The organism is Cohnella sp. GCM10012308 (genome assembly GCF_042649185.1).
Lineage (GTDB): Bacteria > Bacillota > Bacilli > Paenibacillales > Paenibacillaceae > Cohnella.
In genome coordinates, this window is the sequence record NZ_JBHRYU010000058.1 from 1 (window position 1) to 21,497 (window position 21,497).

At 52.4% G+C, this 21,497-nt stretch carries 12 protein-coding genes; 2 read left to right on the forward strand and 10 right to left on the reverse strand.

The annotated features are described in order from the left end of the window. Nucleotides 1-683: 683 nt before the first annotated feature. Nucleotides 684-2,861, reverse strand: coding sequence for a discoidin domain-containing protein (locus ACFOTD_RS33265; RefSeq protein WP_378124301.1), 2,178 nt, complete (start codon nt 2,859-2,861; stop codon nt 684-686). 214 nt (nt 2,862-3,075) lie between these two features. On the opposite strand from ACFOTD_RS33265, the gene ACFOTD_RS33270 reads away from it, so the two are divergent. Then, nucleotides 3,076-4,011 carry an AraC family transcriptional regulator gene (locus tag ACFOTD_RS33270; protein WP_378124302.1) on the forward strand — a complete coding sequence of 312 codons (936 nt, stop codon included), beginning with the start codon at nt 3,076-3,078 and terminating at the stop codon, nt 4,009-4,011. A gap of 103 nt (nt 4,012-4,114) precedes the next feature. Then, on the forward strand, nt 4,115-5,266 hold the full coding sequence (locus ACFOTD_RS33275; protein WP_378124303.1) for a glycosyltransferase WbsX family protein: 1,152 nt from the start codon (nt 4,115-4,117) through the stop codon (nt 5,264-5,266). Between the two features lie 117 nt (nt 5,267-5,383). On the opposite strand, the gene ACFOTD_RS33280 is transcribed toward ACFOTD_RS33275, so the two are convergent. The 9 genes from ACFOTD_RS33280 to ACFOTD_RS33320 form a co-directional block, all read right to left on the reverse strand. Continuing rightward, a complete protein-coding gene (locus ACFOTD_RS33280) occupies nt 5,384-7,699 on the reverse strand; it encodes a hypothetical protein (protein WP_378124304.1) in 2,316 nt (771 codons plus the stop codon). Between the two features lie 408 nt (nt 7,700-8,107). Beyond that, entirely contained in the window at nt 8,108-12,979 is a 4,872-nt protein-coding gene (locus ACFOTD_RS33285; RefSeq protein WP_378124305.1) for a DUF4838 domain-containing protein, read from the reverse strand. Nucleotides 12,980-13,066: 87 nt separating this feature from the next. Beyond that, a complete protein-coding gene (locus tag ACFOTD_RS33290; RefSeq protein WP_378124306.1) occupies nt 13,067-15,100 on the reverse strand; it encodes a hypothetical protein in 2,034 nt (677 codons plus the stop codon). Nucleotides 15,101-15,127: 27 nt separating this feature from the next. Next, complete coding sequence (locus tag ACFOTD_RS33295) at nt 15,128-16,012, reverse strand: carbohydrate ABC transporter permease (protein WP_378124307.1); 885 nt, start codon at nt 16,010-16,012, stop codon at nt 15,128-15,130. A 17-nt stretch (nt 16,013-16,029) separates the two neighbouring features. Next, nucleotides 16,030-16,929 carry an ABC transporter permease gene (locus tag ACFOTD_RS33300; RefSeq protein WP_282907450.1) on the reverse strand — a complete coding sequence of 300 codons (900 nt, stop codon included), beginning with the start codon at nt 16,927-16,929 and terminating at the stop codon, nt 16,030-16,032. A gap of 13 nt (nt 16,930-16,942) precedes the next feature. Further along, nucleotides 16,943-17,320 carry a sensory rhodopsin transducer gene (locus tag ACFOTD_RS33305; RefSeq protein ID WP_378124308.1) on the reverse strand — a complete coding sequence of 126 codons (378 nt, stop codon included), beginning with the start codon at nt 17,318-17,320 and terminating at the stop codon, nt 16,943-16,945. 12 nt (nt 17,321-17,332) lie between these two features. Next, nucleotides 17,333-18,529 carry a M24 family metallopeptidase gene (locus ACFOTD_RS33310; protein ID WP_378124309.1) on the reverse strand — a complete coding sequence of 399 codons (1,197 nt, stop codon included), beginning with the start codon at nt 18,527-18,529 and terminating at the stop codon, nt 17,333-17,335. A 105-nt stretch (nt 18,530-18,634) separates the two neighbouring features. Next, nucleotides 18,635-19,681, reverse strand: coding sequence for a phosphotriesterase family protein (locus ACFOTD_RS33315; protein ID WP_378124310.1), 1,047 nt, complete (start codon nt 19,679-19,681; stop codon nt 18,635-18,637). 104 nt (nt 19,682-19,785) lie between these two features. Continuing rightward, nucleotides 19,786-21,471, reverse strand: coding sequence for an extracellular solute-binding protein (locus ACFOTD_RS33320; RefSeq protein WP_378124311.1), 1,686 nt, complete (start codon nt 21,469-21,471; stop codon nt 19,786-19,788). Between the last annotated feature and the right edge of the window lie 26 nt (nt 21,472-21,497).

Below are 21,497 nucleotides of genomic sequence, written 5' to 3' on the forward strand. Positions count from 1 at the left end.
AAGTCGCCATCGACCAAAAACGCAAACGGGACGAAGCAGGAAACTCCCCTGCTTCGTCCCGTTTGGCTATTTCGGCTTCATTTCAGCTTGTTGCTTCAACTTCAAAGGGCTTTTGGGACAGCCCCTTGGTTGGTACCGGACGCCGCATGGTGCGAAGCGCTTTCCTAGAGCAGCACATCGCTGCTACCGCGCCTCCGATCGTGCGATGTGCTTTCATACGAAAGCACTCGGTTGGTGCCGTGCGCCGCATGGTGCGAAGTGCTTTCCTAGAGCAGCACTTCGCTGCTACCGCGCCTCCGATCGTGCGATGTGCTTTCATACGAAAGCACTCGGTGGGTGACCGACGCCGCATGGTGCGAAGTGCTTTCCTAGAGCAGCACTTCGCCGCTACCGCGCCTCCGATCGTGCGATGTGCTTTCATACGAAAGCACTTGGTGGTGCCCGACGCTACATGGTGCGAAGTGCTTTCCTAGAGCAGCACTTCGCTGCTACCGCGCCTCCGATCGTGCGATGTGCTTTCATACGAAAGCACTTGGTGGTGCCCGACGCTACATGGTGCGAAGTGCTTTCCTAGAGCAGCACTCGGCCGATGTCTGGCACCTGCAGCATAAAAGAAGCCTTCCCGGTTCATAAGCGGACCGGTCGGGCTTCTTTTGATAGATTCGGCTGGCGTCACCCCGGCATCAGCTGCTGAAAACCTGAATTTCGTTGACGCGCGCGTAGCTGCTGGCGGCATCGCCGAGCGTCGCGTATACCCGGATCTTCGAGCCGGTCACGGGCGTAAAAATATGCGTGCGATGCGCCTGCGCATTACCCGTTACGGCCGGGACGCAATCGACCCAGGACGAGCCGTTCCATACTTGCAGCTGATAGCTTCGCAGCTCGTACCCGCTTGTCGTGAACAGCTCCACCCGGCCGAATGTCCGGTTCGCGCCGAAGTCGATTTGCACCCACTGCGGCATGACCGACGAAGCGCTGGCCCAGCCGTTAAAGTCGGTGGAGGCCGTCCCGTCGTTCACCTTGGCCGCCGCGTAGCCGTTGGCGGTATCCGTCGACGACGCGGAAGCGGTGCCGCCGTAGGCCAGGTTGACCTGGTACAGCAGCGTCGCGGGACCGTAGGCGCGGTTGCCCGATATCCCGGTGTTCCAGCCGGATCCGTTGTTGTAGACCGAGCCGCCAGCCGTTCCGAAGCCAAGCGTGATCGTCGTATTGTCGCTGTACCACTGATCGCCGCCGTTATCCTCGGTCGTCACGAGCAGGTAGGCGGTGCCCGGCAGAAGCGAGACGCTCTCCGCCAGCTTGCAATATTGATAACCGAGCGAATCCGGCGTTCCCGCGGAAGTGCGGACGCTGCAGGCGCCGAGCATGGCTTTGTCGCTGTCCCGGTACAACTTGAGCGTATGCGACTTTACATTTCCCGCGGTGAATCGCCTTCCCAGCCCGTTAACGCTCACAACGCTGGCGCCGGTCGTGAACTTAAAGCCGACTTCGCCGTTCGAATCGTTGCGCAGCGTGCCCAGCGTCTGCGACGTGACAAGGCCGGTTCCGGCCGGGGATGGCAGGGCGGACGGCGCCGTCGGCACATAGGTTGTCGGCACGGTATTCACCGTATTCGCCGCAAAGAAAAATCCGCCGTAGGTTCCGCCGTACGTGCTGCGGCCGCGGCTGTTGTTGAACACGTTGTTCGTTACGATCCCGCTGCCGCCGGCAAACTGGATGCCTTCGCTGCTGTTGCCCGGATTCGTGCCGTAATGGCTGACGACGTTATTCTCGATGACCGAATCGACGTCCGGCAGACTCGAATTGTTGAAGTGGAAAATGCCCGCTCCGGCCGTATCGTGAATGTTCATGCCGCGCAGCGAGACGTTCTTGCCGACGCCTTCGAAGTCGAAGCCGACGCCGTCGTAATTTTGATCGGGGTGTCTGGCCACGTTCGCGATCTCGCCGCCGATCACCTCCACGTTCTTGGAATAGGCGATCACCATGCCGGCCGAGCCGAACGGATTGGACACGGCGCCGATGTTTTTGGCCGTCAGGTTGGTGAGCGTACCGCCATCCACGAAGAGAACGTTGAAGCCCCACATGCCGCCCCCGTCGATCGTCAGATTGTCCATGACGACGCGCTTGGTCCACAGATGCTCGTTTGGATTAAAGCCGGACACGGGCGCTCCGAACCAAGTTGCCGTGTCGCAATTGTAGAATGCTACGTTCTTGATCGTTAAATTCGTAAGAGCCGTCAGTCTGCCCGGCGCATTGACCTTGTCGGTATACGCGGGAGACACGGCGTCGGCCATCGTCTTGACGCTGATGCCGGCGGACGTATGGTTGTAAGTCGCCGGCGCGCTATTGTATGCGGCCGTCATATCGCGGATCGTCATATTTTCGATCCAGATGTAGTCCCGGTTGTACGCATGATCGTACTGGAGCCGTATGCCTTCCCAGGCGTTCTTCAGCTCCAGGCCCGTTATCTTCCACCCCGCATAACCGTCAATGAGCACGGCGACGGCATCCGTCGTGCCGGGTGCGATGATCGGCTTCGCGCCCGTGCCGTAGGCGGACAACACGATGGGATTGGCCGCCGTTCCGCTGCCCTTAAGCGTCAGCGTCTGTCCGGTCCAGGTCGCGCCGCTCCTGAGCAGCACCTGGTCTCCCGCAGCGAACGTCCGGGCGTTGACCGGGGTAAAGTCGCACCAGGGCGCCGTCGTCGACGTGCCTGCCGACGCGTTGCTGCAGCCGGCGCCGCTCTGGTTGTTCACGTAGTAGACCGCGGCATCCGCCTGATCCGCATGGGCTGCAAGCCCGAACGCAATGACGCCGACAACGCCGATGATCCATGCCGCCAACCGAGATATTCTTTTCATTTGTTTTCCTCCTGCCTGAATTTGGTTGCGCTTACAATTCGTAAAGCGACTTTCCGCCTGGCCAGGAATCCTTCTTACAGCCTTAGTATCGGGCCATCCCGACGTTGGCGTATAGCGTCAAAATCTTGATATTGGCGCTATTTTTTGTTGTTGCATTCGTTCTCTGCCCCGGACGATGTAAAATGAATGCAAAGGCTATCAAGGAGACGATCCCATGGAACAAAAGAAAGAGGCGCGGCAAGGCATCGGGTTCCGGGAACTGGCGCCCTATGTACGTCTCGTTCAACATATAAACGGCGACGATCGCTACCGGCTGCCTCCGCGCATCATCTATGATTACGAGTTCAAGTTCGTGCTCGAAGGCCGCTGCGATTACGTGATCGACAACGTCCATTACGCTATCGGTCCGGGCGATATGGTCATTCTGCAGCCCATGGTGCGGCATTCCTGCGCAGTCCCGGCGAACGGGACATTCCGCTATTTCGCCGCGCACTTCGACTTGATCTATATGGGAGACGCCTACAACTTTTCCGTCGACGACGTCTATTTGAGCCAAGATTACCAGCACTCGCCCTTCATACCGGACGACCCGGAACTGACGGAGCGGCCCGTCGTCTTTCTGTCCGACATCGATTTTCCATGCGTCGTCTCCACCTCTAACCCCGGCGCATACGAAGCGCTGCTTCGATCCATGCATACGGCGTTCGAGGGCGGCGAATACGGCAAGGAGCTGCGCCTGCGCGGCGATCTGCTTCATCTATTCGCCCTTCTCGTCCGGGAGTTGTCGACGCCTGCCGGGATCAGCATTCGCCACCCGCAGAGCGAACGGATCGGCCAAGCCGTCCAATGGATGCGCGAGCATTATCGTTCCCAGCTTCAGCTCGGCGATATCGCGGCATCCGTGCATCTGTCGCCAAGCCGGTTCCGCGCCTTGTTCAAGGAAGCGACAGGCCAATCCCCCATGGAGATGCTCGTCGCGCTGCGCATGGACAAGGCCAAGGAGCTGCTGCTTCATTCGTCCCTTACGGTCGGCCAGATCGCCGATGAAGTCGGCTATTCGGACCTTCATTATTTTAGCCGGCTGTTCAAGCGCTGCGAAGGCTTGTCGCCGATGCAATACGCGCAGTCGCTGCGTCCGAGGTTCAGTTGAATCGTCCAACACCCCCGTCGTTTTATCCAAATACGCGCACCTTCCGCTTTTCGTAAACTGGAGTCAGCAACAACAACACATTTCGAGGAACGAAGGTGCCGATATGACCGACAAGCGCAAACCGGAAGTCGCCGTCTATTATTTTCCCAACTATCATGTCGATCCTCGCAACGAAGCGACGCATGGCGCGGGCTGGAACGAATGGGAGCTTGTGCGCCGCGCGACGCCGCGCTTCCCCGGACACGAGCAGCCCAAGGTGCCGCTGTGGGGCTATCTGGACGAATCCAAGCCCGAGACCGCGGAGAAACAGATTGCCGCGGCGGCCGATCACGGGATCGACGCCTTTATTTACGACTGGTACTGGTACGAAGACGGCGCCTTCTTGAACAAGGCGCTCGAGGACGGCTTCATGCAAGCGTCCAACAATGACCGGTTGAAATTTTCCCTGATGTGGGCGAATCACGACTGGATCAACATTTTTCCGTACAAGCGCGGAATGGACCATACCCTGCTTCACAGCGGACAAGTGTCGCTGCAAGCGTTCGAAGCGGCGTGCGACTATATGATCGAAAAGTACTTCGGCCATCCGTCGTATTGGCGCGTGGAAGGCGGTCTGTACTTCTCCGTCTATGAATTGATGAGCCTGATTCAAAGCTTGGGAGGCATCGAACAGACGAAAACGGCGCTCGAAGGATTCCGGGCCAAGGTGCGGAACGCGGGACTCGGCGAACTGCATCTGAACGCCGTCGTCTGGGGCATTCAAAATTTGCCGGGAGAGCGCACGCTCGAGAATCCGGGAGAACGCGTGCAGGAGCTCGGCTTCGACAGCGTCACTTCGTACGTCTGGATTCACCATATCGCGCTGGATTCGTACCCGACCGTCGAATATCCGGCATACGCCAAGAAGTCGGAAGCGGATTGGGGCAAGTTCCGCAAGCAGTTCGGCGATTACGGCATCCCCTACTACCCCAACGTGTCCATGGGCTGGGATTCTAGCCCGCGAACCGTACAATCCGACGTGCACGCCAATATCGGCTATCCGTTCACGCCGATTCTTGTCGGCAATACGCCCGAAGCGTTCCGCGAGTCGCTCGCGGCCGCGAAGGCATTCATAGAAGCTTCAAGCGATACGGTCGCTCCCATCCTGACCATCAACTCCTGGAACGAATGGACAGAAGGCAGCTATATCGAGCCGGACACCGTGAATGGCATGGGTTATCTGGAAGCGATTCAAGCGGTATACGGCAAAAAATAAAGCGTTTAGAAGACAAAAAAGACCGGCAAGCGCGACGTTGAATTCGTGCGCTTCCGGTCTTTTTTGCGTACATGCAGCTCTATCGCTGTTGATCTAAATCCCCATGCGATTACCTATTTAATGATACAACAGGTTAACAGGTCCAAAGCTATTATTAGCCGAACCATCATAATACCAAGTGCCGTTCATCTTAAAGATAGCAAAGTTTGCAGTCCCCGCTCCTATAGTTACTAACGTATTATCATGATAATATTGATCTCCGCCGCTCGTTTCGCTCGATACGAGATTGTAAGACGTATTGGCGGACAGCGTAACCGGCGCCGATAAATTGCAGTACTTGAAGCCGAGTCCGTCCGCTCTGCCTGTCGCTAAGTTAATCGTACAAGACGCGACTAACGATTTATCGCTTTCTTTGTACAGGGATACGGTATGCGAGCCGCCGTTCCCGCCGGCCCAAAACCTGCCTAGCGCCGTGACGGTACGGGCGGTTCCCGGCGTCGTAAAATTGAAGCCGGCTTCCCCGGTAAAGCTATTTTGCAGCGTTCCCAATGTTTTTCCCGTAAGCATGGAGAAGTCCGAATTGTCCTTGAATAACAAGTTAACCGGGCCAAAGCTTTGTGAAGCCGAGCCATCGTAGTACCAGGCGCCGTTCCATTTAAATATCGCAAAATTAGCCGTACCCGATCCTAATGTTACCGTCGTATTATCATGATAATATTGATCTCCGCCGCTCGTTTCGCCCGACACGAGATTGTACGAAGTATTCGCCGCGAGCGTAACCGAAGCCGGTAAGGTGCAATACTTAAAGCCCGAAGCGTCCGCCGTTCCGATGGCCATGTTTACCGTACAGGATGCCACCAATGTTTTATCGCTTTCTTTATACAAAGATACGGTATGCGTCTTGTTATTTCCGTTTACGAAGTATCTTCCTAACGAGGTTACGGTGCGGACTGCATTTGCCGTCGTAAAATTAAAGCCGGCTTCTCCCGTAAAGCTGTTCTGCAGAGTCCCCAGCGTTTTTCCCGTCACTAGCGGGTCATATTTTCCAACCGGGGTCAGCTCGTACACTTGGACCTGCTCGGCACCGACCGTGCCCGACAGCTTCCCATCGGCGCCGATCGAGAGCGTAGCGGGAAGCCTGGAAAACATGCTCTTCGCCACTGCGTTCTGATAGCCTGCCGGCAAAGGAATAGACGCATTGATGTTAACGGGCGTACCGGGCCCTCCCGATTGATAGTAAGGAACATTCGCTGTTGAATCATAGCTTGTATTGACCACGATGACATATACTTTTCCTTCGTACTCCCAATAAGTGACTCTCAAATCGGCATTGCCGGTCGCCACTTCCGTCTTCTTGCCGAGCATCAGCGCCGGCTTCAAGGCATTGATCTCGGGAACCATCGCTTTCGTCTCGGCGTAGAGGTTGGACGGAATCGTCGTTTTGTTCGGCGCGTAATAGTAGGGGAAAAATATGATTCCTTTTGCGCCTGCGGCAAGCGACTGGTACGTCATATTTCTTACTTCGCTTGCATCAGGCGCGCGGCCTAATACGGGATCCGGCTGCAGCGACGGCGCGATCTGGTACCAACTGAAGGTTTGGACGATTCCGAACGCCGGTTTCCCCGCGGCTCTGTAAGCATCGGCAGTATCCTTCATGGCTGCGTATACGGTATTCATAGGGATGCTGGTACCGATCGGATACATTTCCCGCCCCATCGAATCGAGAATATTCACGTAACTCCCGACGTTGTATCCCGACTCGTACGTATAATGCGCACCGGCCCCGAACGTAATATGATTGGTATCGATGGCCCTGACCGCATCCTGATAGCTCTGAACCGTAGAAGGCGCATTGTAGGGATCGCAATCGTCGCAAATACTCCAGCCTAGAATGGCCGTCTTATCTTTAAATTGCGTCAAAAAATTATAGTTAACGAGCGTCGCTATATTTTCGGGTATGAGCTTTATTCCTTTTGCGCCGGCGTCGTCGACGAAGCTCGCATCGAATCCGTTCCCTAGTTCGGCAGAAGGGTGCATGACATTAAAGCCGTCTGCGGCGAGTTGGTTCATATCCGCGGAAAGCTTGCCCGCGGGCATCTTATACGAGCTGGCCACTTTTGTCCAGCCCGTTACCCCGTCCGCCGATACTTCCACTTCATAATGCGTAGGCGCAATCGTCTGGCAAAGCCATGCCTTAAGCGTAATTTTATCGAAGGATCTTGCGGTGCTCCATGTCAGGGTTACGTACGCCGGCATCGTCGGAGATGTAGCGCTTGCATAATCATTGAGCAAGTTGCCGTCGTTCAAATGAGCCGGAGGATGATTCGGGTCGGGATGCACGCTTGTTGCGCTCGCGACGGCAGACAGCGCCAGGTTCGGTCCTGATCCGTCGTTCACCTCTATTTCCACGATGCCGAAATAGTTCTGAACCATATTGGCCTCAAGTATTTTTAACCTGACGCCTTTTATGTTTGTAACTCTAGCGAAACTCTCCACATCAGATTCAACGGTATAGTCATTGGACTGCCATGCGATTTTCCCCCATGCCACTTCATAAAAACCGAACGGAAAAAAGGGCTGCCCATCGACTAATAGCGTTCCGTCACTGGTTGAACCGGAGGTCGATGCCGATGCCGTTTGCGGAGGATTTAAAACAATAAGCAGCAACGTCAACAAAAGGAGAAGCGAAACGACTTTATACTTATTTTTCATTAAAAATCACTCCTTTTAAGCTTTTAGTCCGATGGGCTTGAATAATGCGCTTTTTCCCGCATAGGCGTATTCCCCTGTACGAACAGGGGAATACGCGACGAGGCGTCGATTCAGAATTCGCAAGCTATATTAATCTTCAAGCGTAATCGTTTTGAAGTCGGCCCAGCTCCAGACGCTTCCGCCTCCCCATCCGAAAAACCCTTCTTTGCCGTGATACTCTCTGAAAAAGAATCCTTTAAGTGTTTTGCTCATGCTTGGGTCTACGTTAATACTGGCGAACGGAATGACCTTAATCGCTTTCCAACGGTCGGCCGCAACTTCGGTATGCACCTCCCATTGCGTGCTAAAACCGCTGTTTTGAGCGGGACCGCTATATTCGAACTTGACCGCCTTCGGATTGGCGAAAAAGACATAATAGGCGCTTCCGGTCAAGTCGCCGGTTATATAGGTTTCGACGTCGTCGTCTCCCCCGCTGGCCCACCAATCGCCCGGGGCGCTATCGCTTGCCACGATCTTCGATACGTCATCGTCAAAATTCTCGTAGGCGACGTAGAGATTTTCCTCGTCCCAAAGCAACCGTACCTTTGTTTCCACGGGAGCCTTATCTGTCGTTCCCATATAAAAGAATTGTGAAGTCGGCTCCGCATCTGCCCATGGACCTTGGCTAAAATCCAGTCCACTGACGATATCTTCTTTGCTGGCCGTCGTTTTTGCCGCTTTTGCGCTCAAGTCGGACTGTTCCCCATACTTGAACACCATCGTCTCAAAGGTCGTTTTGACCGGCTCGATCCGCTGTCTCGCCTTCGGATCCGCCAACGTCCACGCTTCGTTTAACGCCTGCTGCGCTTCGTCCTTAATTCCGGCATCGATAATATAAGACCGGATATACGCCTTGGTGTTCGTAATGTAGCTGACCGGCTGTTGGTCGTAGTTCCAGCCTTGCGCGATCAGATCGTAATACCGCTTCATCGGCTCGGCTGCCACTCCATACGCTTTCTGAATAAATTCGCTCTTTAATGCGTCGAGGTCGGCATCCGGATTCCAGAACAGCTTTTGCATCAGCCAAAACTGCAGGGCATTCACGCCCCAGCTCGCCGTTGACGCATCCACGATATTTTCGGGGAGAACGCCCATAAGCCCCAAATCTCTGTAGTATTTCATGTCCGCCTGGACTTTTTCGGCAATCGGTCTCTCGTAGGTCGCCGAAGGGAAAGAACCGTAATAGTTATACATGACGATGTTTTTGGTTTTCTTCAACCAACCCTGCAGCTTGACCACATATTGGTTGTTGGCGCTGACTTCGCTCGTATTGATAGGCACCCGATCATCCCCCGAAGCCGGAGCGAGGACGATGACAATGTTGTCCTCAAGCTCGATTCTGGGAGGAACCTCCGCGAAAAAGTAAGCAAACGTATTGATTTTGACGTCCGGATAAGTCTTTTTCACTTCAGCTGCAATCCGGTTCAAGAATGAATAGAAAACGGTCGATTTATAATCCGCTTCATTCGGATAAATCTTCGTGCCGTCCGGCAGTTCAAACGGGGAGTTGCTCAAATTCCCTTGCATCCAATAATGCGTGTCGTTAATGCCCATTCCCACGTATTCTCTTGGGTTGTTTTTCAAAAAAGCCTTCACCCGGCCGGCGATCACGTCCGCGACCTCCGGATTATAGAAGTTAATCTGCGTCTCGCCCGTACCCGGAATGTAATTCCCCGCTCCGTCCGTATTGAAGTATTCCGGATGCGTAGCGAAGTACTCTTCGCTCGGCAGCCAATAGACAAGGTCATGCCCGATATTAAAAGCCTTAATGCCCACGCGCTCATGATCGTCCCAGAGCGATACGTTCCCGAATTCCGCCAGCTTGGCATTCAGCTTATTGCGTGAGATCATGACTTCGCTAGCGGGATCCGAGTGAAACTGACCTTGAGCCCCGGACCCGGTAAGATGCCACCCACGTATTTGGAACGGGGACTTCTCCTTATAATTCACGTGCAAGGCTTGAATCGTTGGCTGCGGATCGTACAAGGTGCCCAGCTCTTGCGAACGCGTCCATAACACGCCTGCGTTTTTCTCCATAAAATCATAGACGCCGTTAAGTACGCCCTTGGGTTCCGATCCGAAAATATAAATCAGATTCCCGACTTGCCGAACGGCAAAGCCGTCGGATTGCTGCAAATAAGCGATGTCTTCCGGGAAAAGAGCCGTCAAGCCAGGGTGAGAATCCGGTGTCGCCAAAATGAAGCGAACGCCGTTATCGCTGGTCTCGCCGTTTGTCTCGCCGCTGCCGTCTTGGCCGGCAACATCGTTCATTTCAGTCAACGACACGTCGTCGACCCATACAGCATTGGTTTCGGACACGAAAATGTAAAGGCGATTGGAATCGAATTGCGCCTCCTTGGCCGGCGCATACTCCATTTCTACCAGCTGCCACGATTCATCCGATCCTACGGTAGCATCCACGTTGGCAGCCGCGTTAGACCCGCCGCCAGACTGAATTTCATGAATCGTCATACTCAGCTTTCCGGCGGATGCGGCTTTAACCCACGCGCGCAATTTATACCGCTTGCCCGGTAGAAGGTTTAAATCTTGTTGGGCGTACATATAGCTCTCGCCCTTTAATTCGATCCGCATCGAATGTTCGCCGCTATGCGATACTTCGCCGTCATCGGCAACATAGCCGGAAAATCCCCACCAACCGGCCAGATTAGGCGCTTCGAACCCGTTATTCGCAATCAGATTTGGAGAAGCCTCCACGATCTCCACAAGCGAAACGTCGTCGATCCACATCGATGCCGTTCCCGACATAAAGAAGTAAATCGAATTGTAGTCGAATGCTGCGTTTGCGGCCGGGGAGTAAACCAATTCCACCGGTTTCCATTGATTGCTTAAGGCGACTTCCGTCCGTTGGATGACGGGACTGCCCCCGTTCGTTACTTCATGAATTTCCATATTCATGACGCCCGCTGCGCTGCCTTTAACCATGGCGCTTAGCTTATACTGCTTACCGGGCTCTAGCTTAAGGTTTTGAGTCGATTGCGCAAACATATATTCCGAGCTTCCTAAATCCAATCTCATCGCATAATCGCCGCTGTACGACTCCCCGGCGTCCCTGATCCCCGAAGGCGAGAACCATCCGTCCGGTACGCTTCCATTGGCGACCTCGAAACCGGGATTCATGATCAGGTTCGGTTCGTATTGAATGGTTAACGTCATCGGGTTTAGAAGAGTTCCCGATACGCTGGCCTGAACATCGATTTTATATTCGCCGCCGAGCAAAGCTGCCGAAATTTTAACAGAACCATGAATGACTTTTTTCTCATGGCTCCTTAACTCGACTTGCTCAGGTAAATCGACGGTTATCGAATCGTCGTTATCGGACTGAAAATGAACGATTGACGAGGCATCTTCGTTATTGACGAGATGGATCTGGACCGGGTACTGTCCCGCTCTGTTGATCTTCAATTCATCGACCGAAAGAACCGCGCTTACGGTGGCTTCCGAGTTCCACCTATAGATCGGCAGTACGGCGCCGCTCACCATCTTAATCGTATCTTGAAGCTCTTTGGCGGCTAAGCCGATCATGTCTTGCGCCGAAGCATCGACGAAAATGTCGGCCTTTGCAGCTCCTGATTCCGCAATCGTCAAAGCAGGCTCCGACGAAGGCGTCGGTGTCGGCGAGGTTGTTGGTTCCGACGAAGGCGTCGGTGTCGGTTGTGTTCCGGTTCCTCCCGAATTCGACGTCGTATTTCGATGATCTGCCGAAAAAACCTCGTTTCCGATCGTAACCGTTACTCCGGTCGAGAAATTAATCTTGATCGGCCACTTGTTCATCTTAACGCCGCCGACATTTAGCGTAGCGGTCTGGATCACGCCGTCTCCGGTTACGCTCGCCGGAGCGTTAAAAATCATGAGCAGAACCTTGGCAGCTTTGGTTAGCTCATAGCTTGCCGTTCCGGCTCTATGGTCCACCTCATCGAATTCCCCGTCCAGAACGATCAATGGATTGGTTTGGCCGCTTGGAACGACAATGCTTACTTTTACGAATCCGATGCCTTGCAAATTCTCTTCCTTCAGAATGCCGCCGGATCGCATTTGGACGTCTTGAACGACCGTCGTTCCTTCGGCTACGATACGAATCTGCGAATCCCATTTATCCACGATCAATGGGCCTGTCAGGTTGGAATCGCGAACGATCATGCTGTTTTTTCCGCCGCCCTGAACGTACGTCGACCCTTTAACCGTAACGCCATCTAACAAGACTTCTCCTTCTCCCACGCCTTGCGTAATATACAAGTCTCCCGATACGACTATATTTTTCAGCGAGCTTCCATCCGTGTTCACGACTAGATTTCCGTCAACATCGGACTCATAGACGCCTTTTGCCATGACGAGCGTCCCCATGACGTTGTCGATCATCTGAACGACTTCAGCGCGGGTCGTCGATTGTTTGGGCTTGAACTGGTTATTTCCACTCCCATTAACATAGCCCTTGGCCTTTAATGCAACCACGTCGGCAAGCGCATACGAGGATATGGATGAAGCGTCGGAAAAACTTCCATTCGTATGATTATCATCTGCCTTTACCTGGAAGGCACGGGCGACGATAACGGCGGCGTCCTGGCGGGCAATCGACTTGTTGGGCTCAAACTGATCGGCGCCGGTTCCCTTAATCATGCCGGCGGAATACAGCTTGATGATGTCTTTGGCATACCAGGCTTCATCGCTTACATCCGTAAACGGATTCGTGCTTGCCAACGCTTCAGGCAAGTTAAATACCCGATCGATCAATGCTGCGAACTCAGCTCGGGTGATCGGTTGGTCCGGATGATAGTTTTGATTTTGATCCCCCTGGAGCAAACCGAGCATGATCCACTTGTTCAACACGTCTTTCGCCCAATGATTTTCAACGACCGTCTCTGCTTGCTTATTATCGCTCGCGTTATTCGCTGCCGCTGCTCGATAGGGCGTAACCATCGTGACAAGCAAACACACGATCAACATTACATATCCCGTTCGCTTTAACTTTACCGTTCCCAATTGCTCAACCCCTCAAAGTTATTTATAAACCGCTTACATTTTTTAGTTGAGTTATAGCGACTCCTGCAAAGTAAGTTCAATCATGACGACGCCTCGTCCAGGAACGTACAAATTGATCTCCGAGCCTCGCGGCGTGACCGGGATTCCCGGAAAATCGGTTAAGACCGTAATTCGTTCAATGGGACGGCCTACGTCCAGATGCGCAGCTTTGTAATTAAGATGCAGATTGGAGATCAGGATTCGCCAGCGTCGAGGCGCCATCTCAAATACCGCAATACGAATAAAGGCTTTATTTCTCAATACTTTCGGTCCATCCGTATGCGCCATGATTCCTTCGACGCAGCTGCTCAAAAACGCTTCATCGACCGGTTTGAAATGAAGGCTCTCCAGCCAGGACATCCCCTCCTTGAACTTGGCAATCCGTTGTTCTTCCGGATGATCGGGTTCCGCATAGCCCTTCATCGTAAAGACGCTTAACACGGAGCCATCGCGATTCCTGATTACGCAGAACAGCTCGTTGATCTCGCAGCCGATTTGCCATTCCGCGATGGCGGCGATATGGGCCATGCGCTCCGTCATCACGCCGATCAGAACCGATGACGCATGCCGATAATCGAGTACGCGCTGCAATTCATCGTCAGGCAACAAGTGCAGCAACGTCACAAGAATAGGTCCGTTGGCTTGCGGAATATCCTTCACATTTATGATGGAATGCAAGGGGGCGCCGCGGGAGATCAATTCAGTCATATATTTGTGAACAGGCCATTGACGGGATACAGCGTAGTCCGCCAATGAACGACTAAGCAACCGGTCGGACCATACCATCGCGATGCCGACGACCCGCTCGGGCGCTCCATCGAACCCTCCGTCCCATCGCTTGGCGATCCAGCTCCATCCGTCGCGGCTAATGCCATCCCCCAGACAAGCCATGAAGCCTCCCGAGCAGCGGCTTAATCCTGCGGCTTTTTGGATGTGCAGGTTGGACAACGCGTAGATATCCCGCTCGAGCACCGTCGGCGCATGACTTAACGCATCCCACTGCTCATTCGTATCCTGGATCGCATTGAGACATATCAGCTTCGTGTCCGGCACGTAGGCTTTTATCGTCAGCAGCATCGCCATAAATTCCGCATCCGGCTCGTATTCCGTTTCCCCTGCTCCCGCGGAGAGAGAGGCCCCGACCGTTTCGACGACGAAGCCGTCGATGCCGGACGCTGCAAGCCGTCGATAATCGACGCCGAATCGGTACAAAGCTTCAAAAGGATCTCTGGTCCAAGCGGTATTGATATAAGCTTTCTTCCCTGCCTTGCGAATGGCTAGCATGATTTTGTCCCATAGCCGGCCCCAGCGTTCGACATGAAATTGAATCCATTCCAGCTGCTTATGATGCCAGATCCAATCGGCCCTCCGCTCCATCTCCGGTGGATTGTCATCGCAACGCGCCGCGAATTCTGTATCGAACGGCACTGCGGCAGCCGCGATGAATTGCTCGACCATATCATCCGAGTAATCTGTCACCGCCAAGCTCAGTCTTGGGCTTGTATAACCGTCGGCGCCATGGTAACCATCAAAGCCGTAGTCCTGAATAACGCGTATTAAATCTTGGACGAACAAATCTTCGTACCAGCTTCCGTCCTTCAAGCGCTTCAGCGGATTGATCGCCGGAAATGCCTCGCCCGTCTTCCTCATTTCATAGAGCTCCGGATGAGCGGTACACCATGCGCCTGCCTGGAGCGTATCGCCGTCATGATACTGGTAAATATCAAAAAAGCTGCAGTAGACGTCGATGCCGTGCTTCTGCAATTCCTTAACCAACCCGCGGAGCTGGCGGTTAGTCCAATCCTGCCTGTCGTGCAGCTTGCCGTATGGACGCGCCCCGTAAGAGCAGGACTCCACCGGCAGCCGCCACTCGCTCTCCATTCCTTGGTGAGCGTGAATAAAGTCAGGCGTATACAACAGGAGGAAGATACTCTCTGGAATAAATCCTACGGTTTCCAAATAGGGAGCGACGCCGAAGTCGCTCTCGCGATTGTCGAATCCGATTAATTCAATCCATATCCATTTTTCGTAGCTTGCAGCTTTCATCCTGCACCTCTCCAATACGGAATAAACTTATCCTTTAACGCTTCCAAGCACGATGCCTTTCACGAAGAACCTCTGCAGAAACGGATAAACGATGAGTATCGGCAGCGCGCCCAGGAAGATCTGCGCCGCTCTTGTCGTTCGCTCGGATATTTCCAAAATTCCCGCCAGATTCCGGGGATCCATCTTCATCGGATTGCTGTTGATGACCAATAGCTGCAAATACGTGGATAACGGATAGTTCTTCGGAAAATTCATATAAATCAACCCGTCGAACCACGAGTTCCAATGAAACACCATCGTGAACAAGGCTACCGTAGCCAACACCGGGTAAGACATCGGGACATACATTTTCCACAATACGGTCCAATGTCCCGCGCCATCCAGGAAGGCCGATTCCTCTACTTCTTGCGGCAATCCCCGAAAAAAATTCAGCAGCAGGATGACATTGAACACCGATACGGCACTCGGAATGATGAGCGCCCATAACGTGTCAATCAGACCGGTCATACTGATCACCATATAGGTAGGAATGAGCCCTCCGCTGAACAAGATGGTGAATACGAAAAACCAGGCGTACCAGCTGCGAATTCGCAGATCCTTTCTTTCCTTGGATAGCGGATACGCGCAAAGCAGCGACAATCCCATGTTAGTGACAAAACCAAGAATAAGCCGCTGCAGCGTAATGCCGAAGGAATTTATAAATTCTTGCTTCTGCAAAATATACGAGTAAGAGGCTAGTGTGAAATCGACGGGAAACAGCTTGACCAGCCCGGCTGAAGCGGCGGCGCTGGAGCTAAAGGAAATGGACAACACCTGAACTAGCGGAAGCAGGCAAAGCAAGGAAAGCGCGACGAGAAACGTATAGTTGCCTACAACGAAAGCTCTTCGGCTTAAGGACGCCCGGTGCTGCACGTGAAACATTCCTTTCCTTAAAAAATGCGATAATTGACCAACCGATAAGCCATGAAGTAGGAGACGGCAATGAGTACGAAGGAAACGATGGACTTGAACAATCCGATCGCCGTCGCTACGCCGAATTGCGCATCCAGCAGGCCGATCCGATAGATTAACGTATCCAGAATATCCCCGCTTTCATATACGCTCGGGCTGTATAAGTTAAATACTTGATCAAAACCGGCATTAAGCACATTGCCCAAACTCAATGTCGCCATCAACACGATAATCGGTACCATGCCCGGCAATGTAATATGCCACATCTGTCTCGTGTGACTGGCCCCATCCACGATCGCCGCCTCGTACAATGCAGGATTGATTCCCGTAATCGCAGCCAGAAATACGATGGTGCTGAAGCCGAATTCCTTCCACACATCCGAGAAGATGAGCACGGACGGAAACCAATGATTGCTGCCCAGAAAAAATACGGAATCCAAACCGACCGCATTTAACAGCTGGTTAACGATGCCTTCCGAAGGCGATAAAATATCGACGAGCACGCCGCCCAGGATAACCCAGGATAGAAAATGCGGTAAATAAATGAGCGTCTGGACGCCCCGTTTAATCAGCATGACCTTCAATTCGTTGATAAGAATCGCAACGACGATCGGAACGATCAGCCCGAACAGAATTTTCATGGTGGCGATGAATACGGTATTGCCAAGCACCTTCCATATGTCCGGCATCTGCAGCACGTACCGGAAGTTGCCGAGTCCGATCCAATTCGAGCCGAACAATCCGTTGATCGGAATAAACTTCTGAAAGGCGATTGCGAATCCTAACATCGGATAGTAGCAGTAGATCAACAGTATGACTACGCCTGGCACCAGCATCAGATGTAACGGCATCTCGCGCTTGGTCTTTTTTATATTCATTCCGTTCATTCCCTTATTCCGAGTATCCCATCATACCGATATAGGCCAGATTGGGTTGGGCAATGTCCATTCTGCCGTACTGAATAATGACTTCGATATTGCTTCTGAACCTCAACGAATATTGGAGCTGGCGATCTAGCCGAATGCCGCCGATATCGTCGGGACGATCCATGCGGATGCATTTGACGCGCTTCGCCTTGGCCGACACCCGGATATTCTCGTCCGGGTCCCGATCTTCGTAGTAGATGTCCATGAAGATCTCCGCATCCTCGTCCTGGCAATTCAATATCATCACGGCTTCATGGCCTTCGAAAATTTCTCCTTCGACCTTGCCCTTGTAAGGTAAATATCCGTCGACGATATACCAGTTTTTTGCTCCCTCTTTGCTCACGCGATGTCCTCCTTAATCGACCGATATCGTCGCCGTTTCTTTCCAAGTCCTGCTTAAATGCCTAACGAGCTTTGACATCGATTCGTAGCCGCCTTCGGTGACGAGCAAGCTTTCCTCGATCCGATTGGAACCGTGCGGGTGACCGAATAAACTAACATCCGTATTCACAGTCATTCCCGCCACGAATTTCGCTTCGGTATTCTCATCCGGGTAAGGAGATTCGGCTTCCGCCAACCCGCAGCCGTGAAGCGGGGGATAAAGGTCAAATTCGGTGACGTTCCTATCCTTGAAGCACGCTTTAACCGCGCGTACGACTTCGCTCTGGCCCGCGCCCGCCTTGATCCGGCCTAAAGCGGCGTCCTCCGCTTCGACGAGAATATCGATAAACTTTTTCTGTTCCTCGCGCATTTGGCCGGCGACGAATGGGAAATTGAGCGTTGCCACGTAACCCTCGACTTGAACGGCAATGGCGGCCATAATCATATCCCCGTCCTCGATCACTTTTCCGGAAGCTCTGCCGATGATCGTACGGACTCTTTCTCCGCTCGTTAAGAGGCAGAACGGAACATTTTCCGCGCCTTGCTTGATGCATTCCCCGTAGGCTAAAGAGGCTAGCTCAAGCTCCGTCATGCCAGGCTTGACTTGTTCGATCATTAACTTGTATCCCGCGTCGGCGATCCTTGCCGCTTCTTGCAGACAGGCGACTTCGTTAGCCGTCTTGGTCATTCGAAGTTGGAATAATAATTCGCCCGCATCGACGAGTTCAATGCCAGCGAAGCTGTCGCCGATGATCCTCATTAAAGGTTCGGGCATCGAATCGATGCCTACAATGCCTAATCTTTGCAACGGTCCGCTTTCTTGCAGCCCTTTGCAAATCTCCGTCAGGCTCGTATAATGCGCCTGAGGATATTCGATTTTATCGGGCACCGTCACGCATGCGAATTCCGGAAGCAGCCGAATGTCCGGCCATGCGCTCATCTCGCGGCAAAACATCTCGCCTTCCGGCGCTGCGATGACAAAAGGCTCGCCTGTCATCGAAACTATTACGGCTCCCCTTTCGAATAAGGGCCAATAGTTGCTCATATAACGAAGGTTTTCTTTCCGATATTCGTCCCCGTAGATCAAGCAAGCTTGCATGTCGTTTTCTCTCATCAACGCTTTTAGCTTTTCGATCCTTGCGGCGAATTCTGCTTTCGGTATTTTGATCATGAGCGGTTATCTCCCTGTACTTTAATATTTATCTGAATTTTCTAATAATTATGGCGAGGCTGTTGTCGTTCCTCTGTCGCGAACGGCCTCACGAGATGCAAAGCTTCAATCTTTTCCATCGTCGAGAAATTCGGCAGGGTTGCTGCACATAATCGTTTGAATCTGCTCGGCGGTTATTCCTTCATCCTTCATCATCGGAATAATATTCGTTAGAACGTGGTCATAACCCCAACCGCCATAGCTGTGCAAGCAAGTTTTCAGGCAGACATCGTTGGACAATAATATTTTTGAAAGGAAGCCCCAATCGATGAGCTGTTTGATGGCTTTTACTCGCTCGATGTCTCTGCAAAAGGGTCCTCTTAAAACGCTTCGATCCCGCCTGTCGGCATAAAATTCCTTGCCAAAGTTATCGAATTCCACATAGGCGCCCAAGTGAAGAAGGTCCTTGATATAATCCATTTTGAGGTCGACATCGATGTGATTGATGCATATTTTTTCAGCTGCCGCACCGTGCTCGGTCAAAATAGAAATGACTTCGTAGCCGTTCGTCGCATAAAGGTCCGTATGCACGTGCAACCCTAAGCCGGTTTCCTTTTGAACGATCGCCGATGCGATAAGCGTCTTTTTTTCATTCGGATAGATGATCTCGCTTGTTCCAATCTCGCCTATGACGCCTGCTTTTATATCCGTACCATCCATGCCATGACGGATTTCATTCAAAAGTTCATCTGCAATATCTTCTACTGTTTTGCGATCCATGTCGCCAGGATGGGATTTGTTAATATAGTAACCGCAGCCAGCTACGATTTTAATATCCAACTCTCTCGACAATCCGGCTAGCAGCGCAGGGTCCCTGCCGATGTCGCGCAACGTCAGATCGACGAAGGTCGTTCCTCCGGCTTTCTTAAATTTCAGCAACTCATCTCTTACAACTTTTTCGTCATCGATAACTGCATTGTCCAGAACCGCGTAGGGATTACGCATGAGCTTGCCGAAATTCGCGAGACTAACCTGCTCCTGCGCCAACCTTTTCCGCGAGATTTCACTAACGGCAGGCACCAGCCTGCGCAAATCGATAAAGGCATGCTCATGGGGCAATACCCAGCCCAGACTATCGGATCGTACCTTTCCCGTTACGGTCATAACGGACATTGCTGTCGCCTCCCGCTTGCTTGTGTCTATTCATTTCAAGTACGACCGGAAGCCGCATATGCTTTATAGCTTAAAGAAATATGGGCTCCCGATGTCTTTAAGAATTACTTGCTAGCTTTCCAATCCGCTACTTCTTTCGTAATGGTATCTCCGCCAAGCTTTTTCCAATTGCTCACGAATTCATCGAAGGCATCGATCGAAGACTCGCCCATCACAATTTTTGTGAATGTTTCTAGCTCCATCTTAAGCAGCGTGGCTTGTTTCTCCACCATCGTTGGCGTAGGTCCCGAGATAAATTCCGTCATTTTAAATCCGTCGTTCGTATGATAGTCGTACAACAATGAGATCGCGTCATAGAAGCGGGTATACCCCCAGCCGGACATATTGCCGTTCTTAAAATCATTAATGCCTTTATAGAAGTTGGCTTGCCCCGGGTTGCTGGCAATATTCAATAGAGATTCGTCCTGCTTCTCCAGCGCCTTCTTCACATCTTCGTACAGCTCGACATTCTGAATTGGATTGGAAGCTTGGACTAACGCATATTGCCACTTGGCGACATCCCCATTCTGATTCATGTCCGTCAGGGGGTACTTCGTTCTGTCCCATTGGTAACTTGCGGCATTCAGCATCTTCACGACTGCCTCGGGATGCGCCATCCCTTTGCGAACGACGAAAAATTGATTTACGTTATAAGGGGTTTGCGGCTTAGCCTTGTTGCCATCGATCGACGGTAATTGGAACGGCTTCCATTCCATCTTTTCATCCAGTGCTTTGCCGTCCAAGAACAGCAGCGGCGACCAATCGGCGCCATAGAACATGCCCAGTTTACCGGCATTAACGGTTTGTATGAATTTTTCCTTGTCTTTGACTGCGAATTCGCGATCAATGTACCCGTCTTTGTATAACTGCTGGAGTTTTTCAAGTGCTTGCTTCATCTCTGGTTGGATGCTTCCATACACCAGGTTCCCTGAAGCATCCTCGACCCAGCTCTTCGGATAAGCATGATATCCGTTGAAAAATCCGTCCAGGCCTGGCTCCAAACCGTAGAAATCTTTAGTCGCTCCCAATCCCTGCGTATCCTTCTTATTGTTTCCATCAGGATCTTGATTGACGAAAGCTTCCGCGATCTTAAATACATCCTCCATCGTTTTCGGCTCGGGCAGATTCAGCTTCTCCAACCAATCTGTACGGATCCAGAGCAGAGAAGCGAAATCGAATGAACCCGGGTTTACCGGCAACCCCAACAATTTCCCGTTAAAGGTTGCGGACTCAAGACCAACTCCGCCATCCTTCTTTAGCATGTCTTTAGCGAGAGGCGTACCGTACTTTTCTAGCACCTCCGTTAAATCAGCTAGTTGATTAGATTCGACCAGTTGGTTAAATTGAATGCCATTGACGGGCATAATATCCGCTAATTGTCCGGATGCCATGGCAACATTGAACTTTTGCTCGTATTGCGTCGGATCGGAAATCCATAAGTACTTCAATTTAATTCCGAATTCGTTCTCGTATAATTTAGTCCAGGCATTATTCTCAATGGTTTCTCCATTTTCAAACTTCGTCGTCGAATCCAAGGTGCGGATCGCGGTAACCTCGATAGGCGGATCAATTTTCCCCATCGGATCCGGCGCAGACTCGCTTCCGCTATTAGCGGCGCTTTCCTGCGAACTTGCTTTTGGCGAACCGGACGAACTTGCGTTATTTCCGTTGTTGTTGCTGCAAGCGGACGTGAGCGCTAACGAACACGCCAATACCGTGAACGCAATCCATTTTGCCGACTTACGATTCATGTCGTATCCCCCTTCTTTGTACCTGC

Excerpts from the sequence above, each read along its gene's own strand:
- ACFOTD_RS33265 (WP_378124301.1), bottom strand. The coding sequence starts at position 2,861 with ATGAAAAGAATATCTCGGTTGGCGGCATGGATCATCGGCGTTGTCGGC.
- ACFOTD_RS33270 (WP_378124302.1), top strand. The coding sequence starts at position 3,076 with ATGGAACAAAAGAAAGAGGCGCGGCAAGGCATCGGGTTCCGGGAACTG.
- ACFOTD_RS33275 (WP_378124303.1), top strand. The coding sequence starts at position 4,115 with ATGACCGACAAGCGCAAACCGGAAGTCGCCGTCTATTATTTTCCCAAC.
- ACFOTD_RS33280 (WP_378124304.1), bottom strand. The coding sequence starts at position 7,699 with ATGGTTCAGAACTATTTCGGCATCGTGGAAATAGAGGTGAACGACGGA.
- ACFOTD_RS33285 (WP_378124305.1), bottom strand. The coding sequence starts at position 12,979 with ATGTTGATCGTGTGTTTGCTTGTCACGATGGTTACGCCCTATCGAGCA.
- ACFOTD_RS33290 (WP_378124306.1), bottom strand. The coding sequence starts at position 15,100 with ATGAAAGCTGCAAGCTACGAAAAATGGATATGGATTGAATTAATCGGA.
- ACFOTD_RS33300 (WP_282907450.1), bottom strand. The coding sequence starts at position 16,929 with ATGAATATAAAAAAGACCAAGCGCGAGATGCCGTTACATCTGATGCTG.
- ACFOTD_RS33310 (WP_378124309.1), bottom strand. The coding sequence starts at position 18,529 with ATGATCAAAATACCGAAAGCAGAATTCGCCGCAAGGATCGAAAAGCTA.
- ACFOTD_RS33315 (WP_378124310.1), bottom strand. The coding sequence starts at position 19,681 with ATGTCCGTTATGACCGTAACGGGAAAGGTACGATCCGATAGTCTGGGC.
- ACFOTD_RS33320 (WP_378124311.1), bottom strand. The coding sequence starts at position 21,471 with ATGAATCGTAAGTCGGCAAAATGGATTGCGTTCACGGTATTGGCGTGT.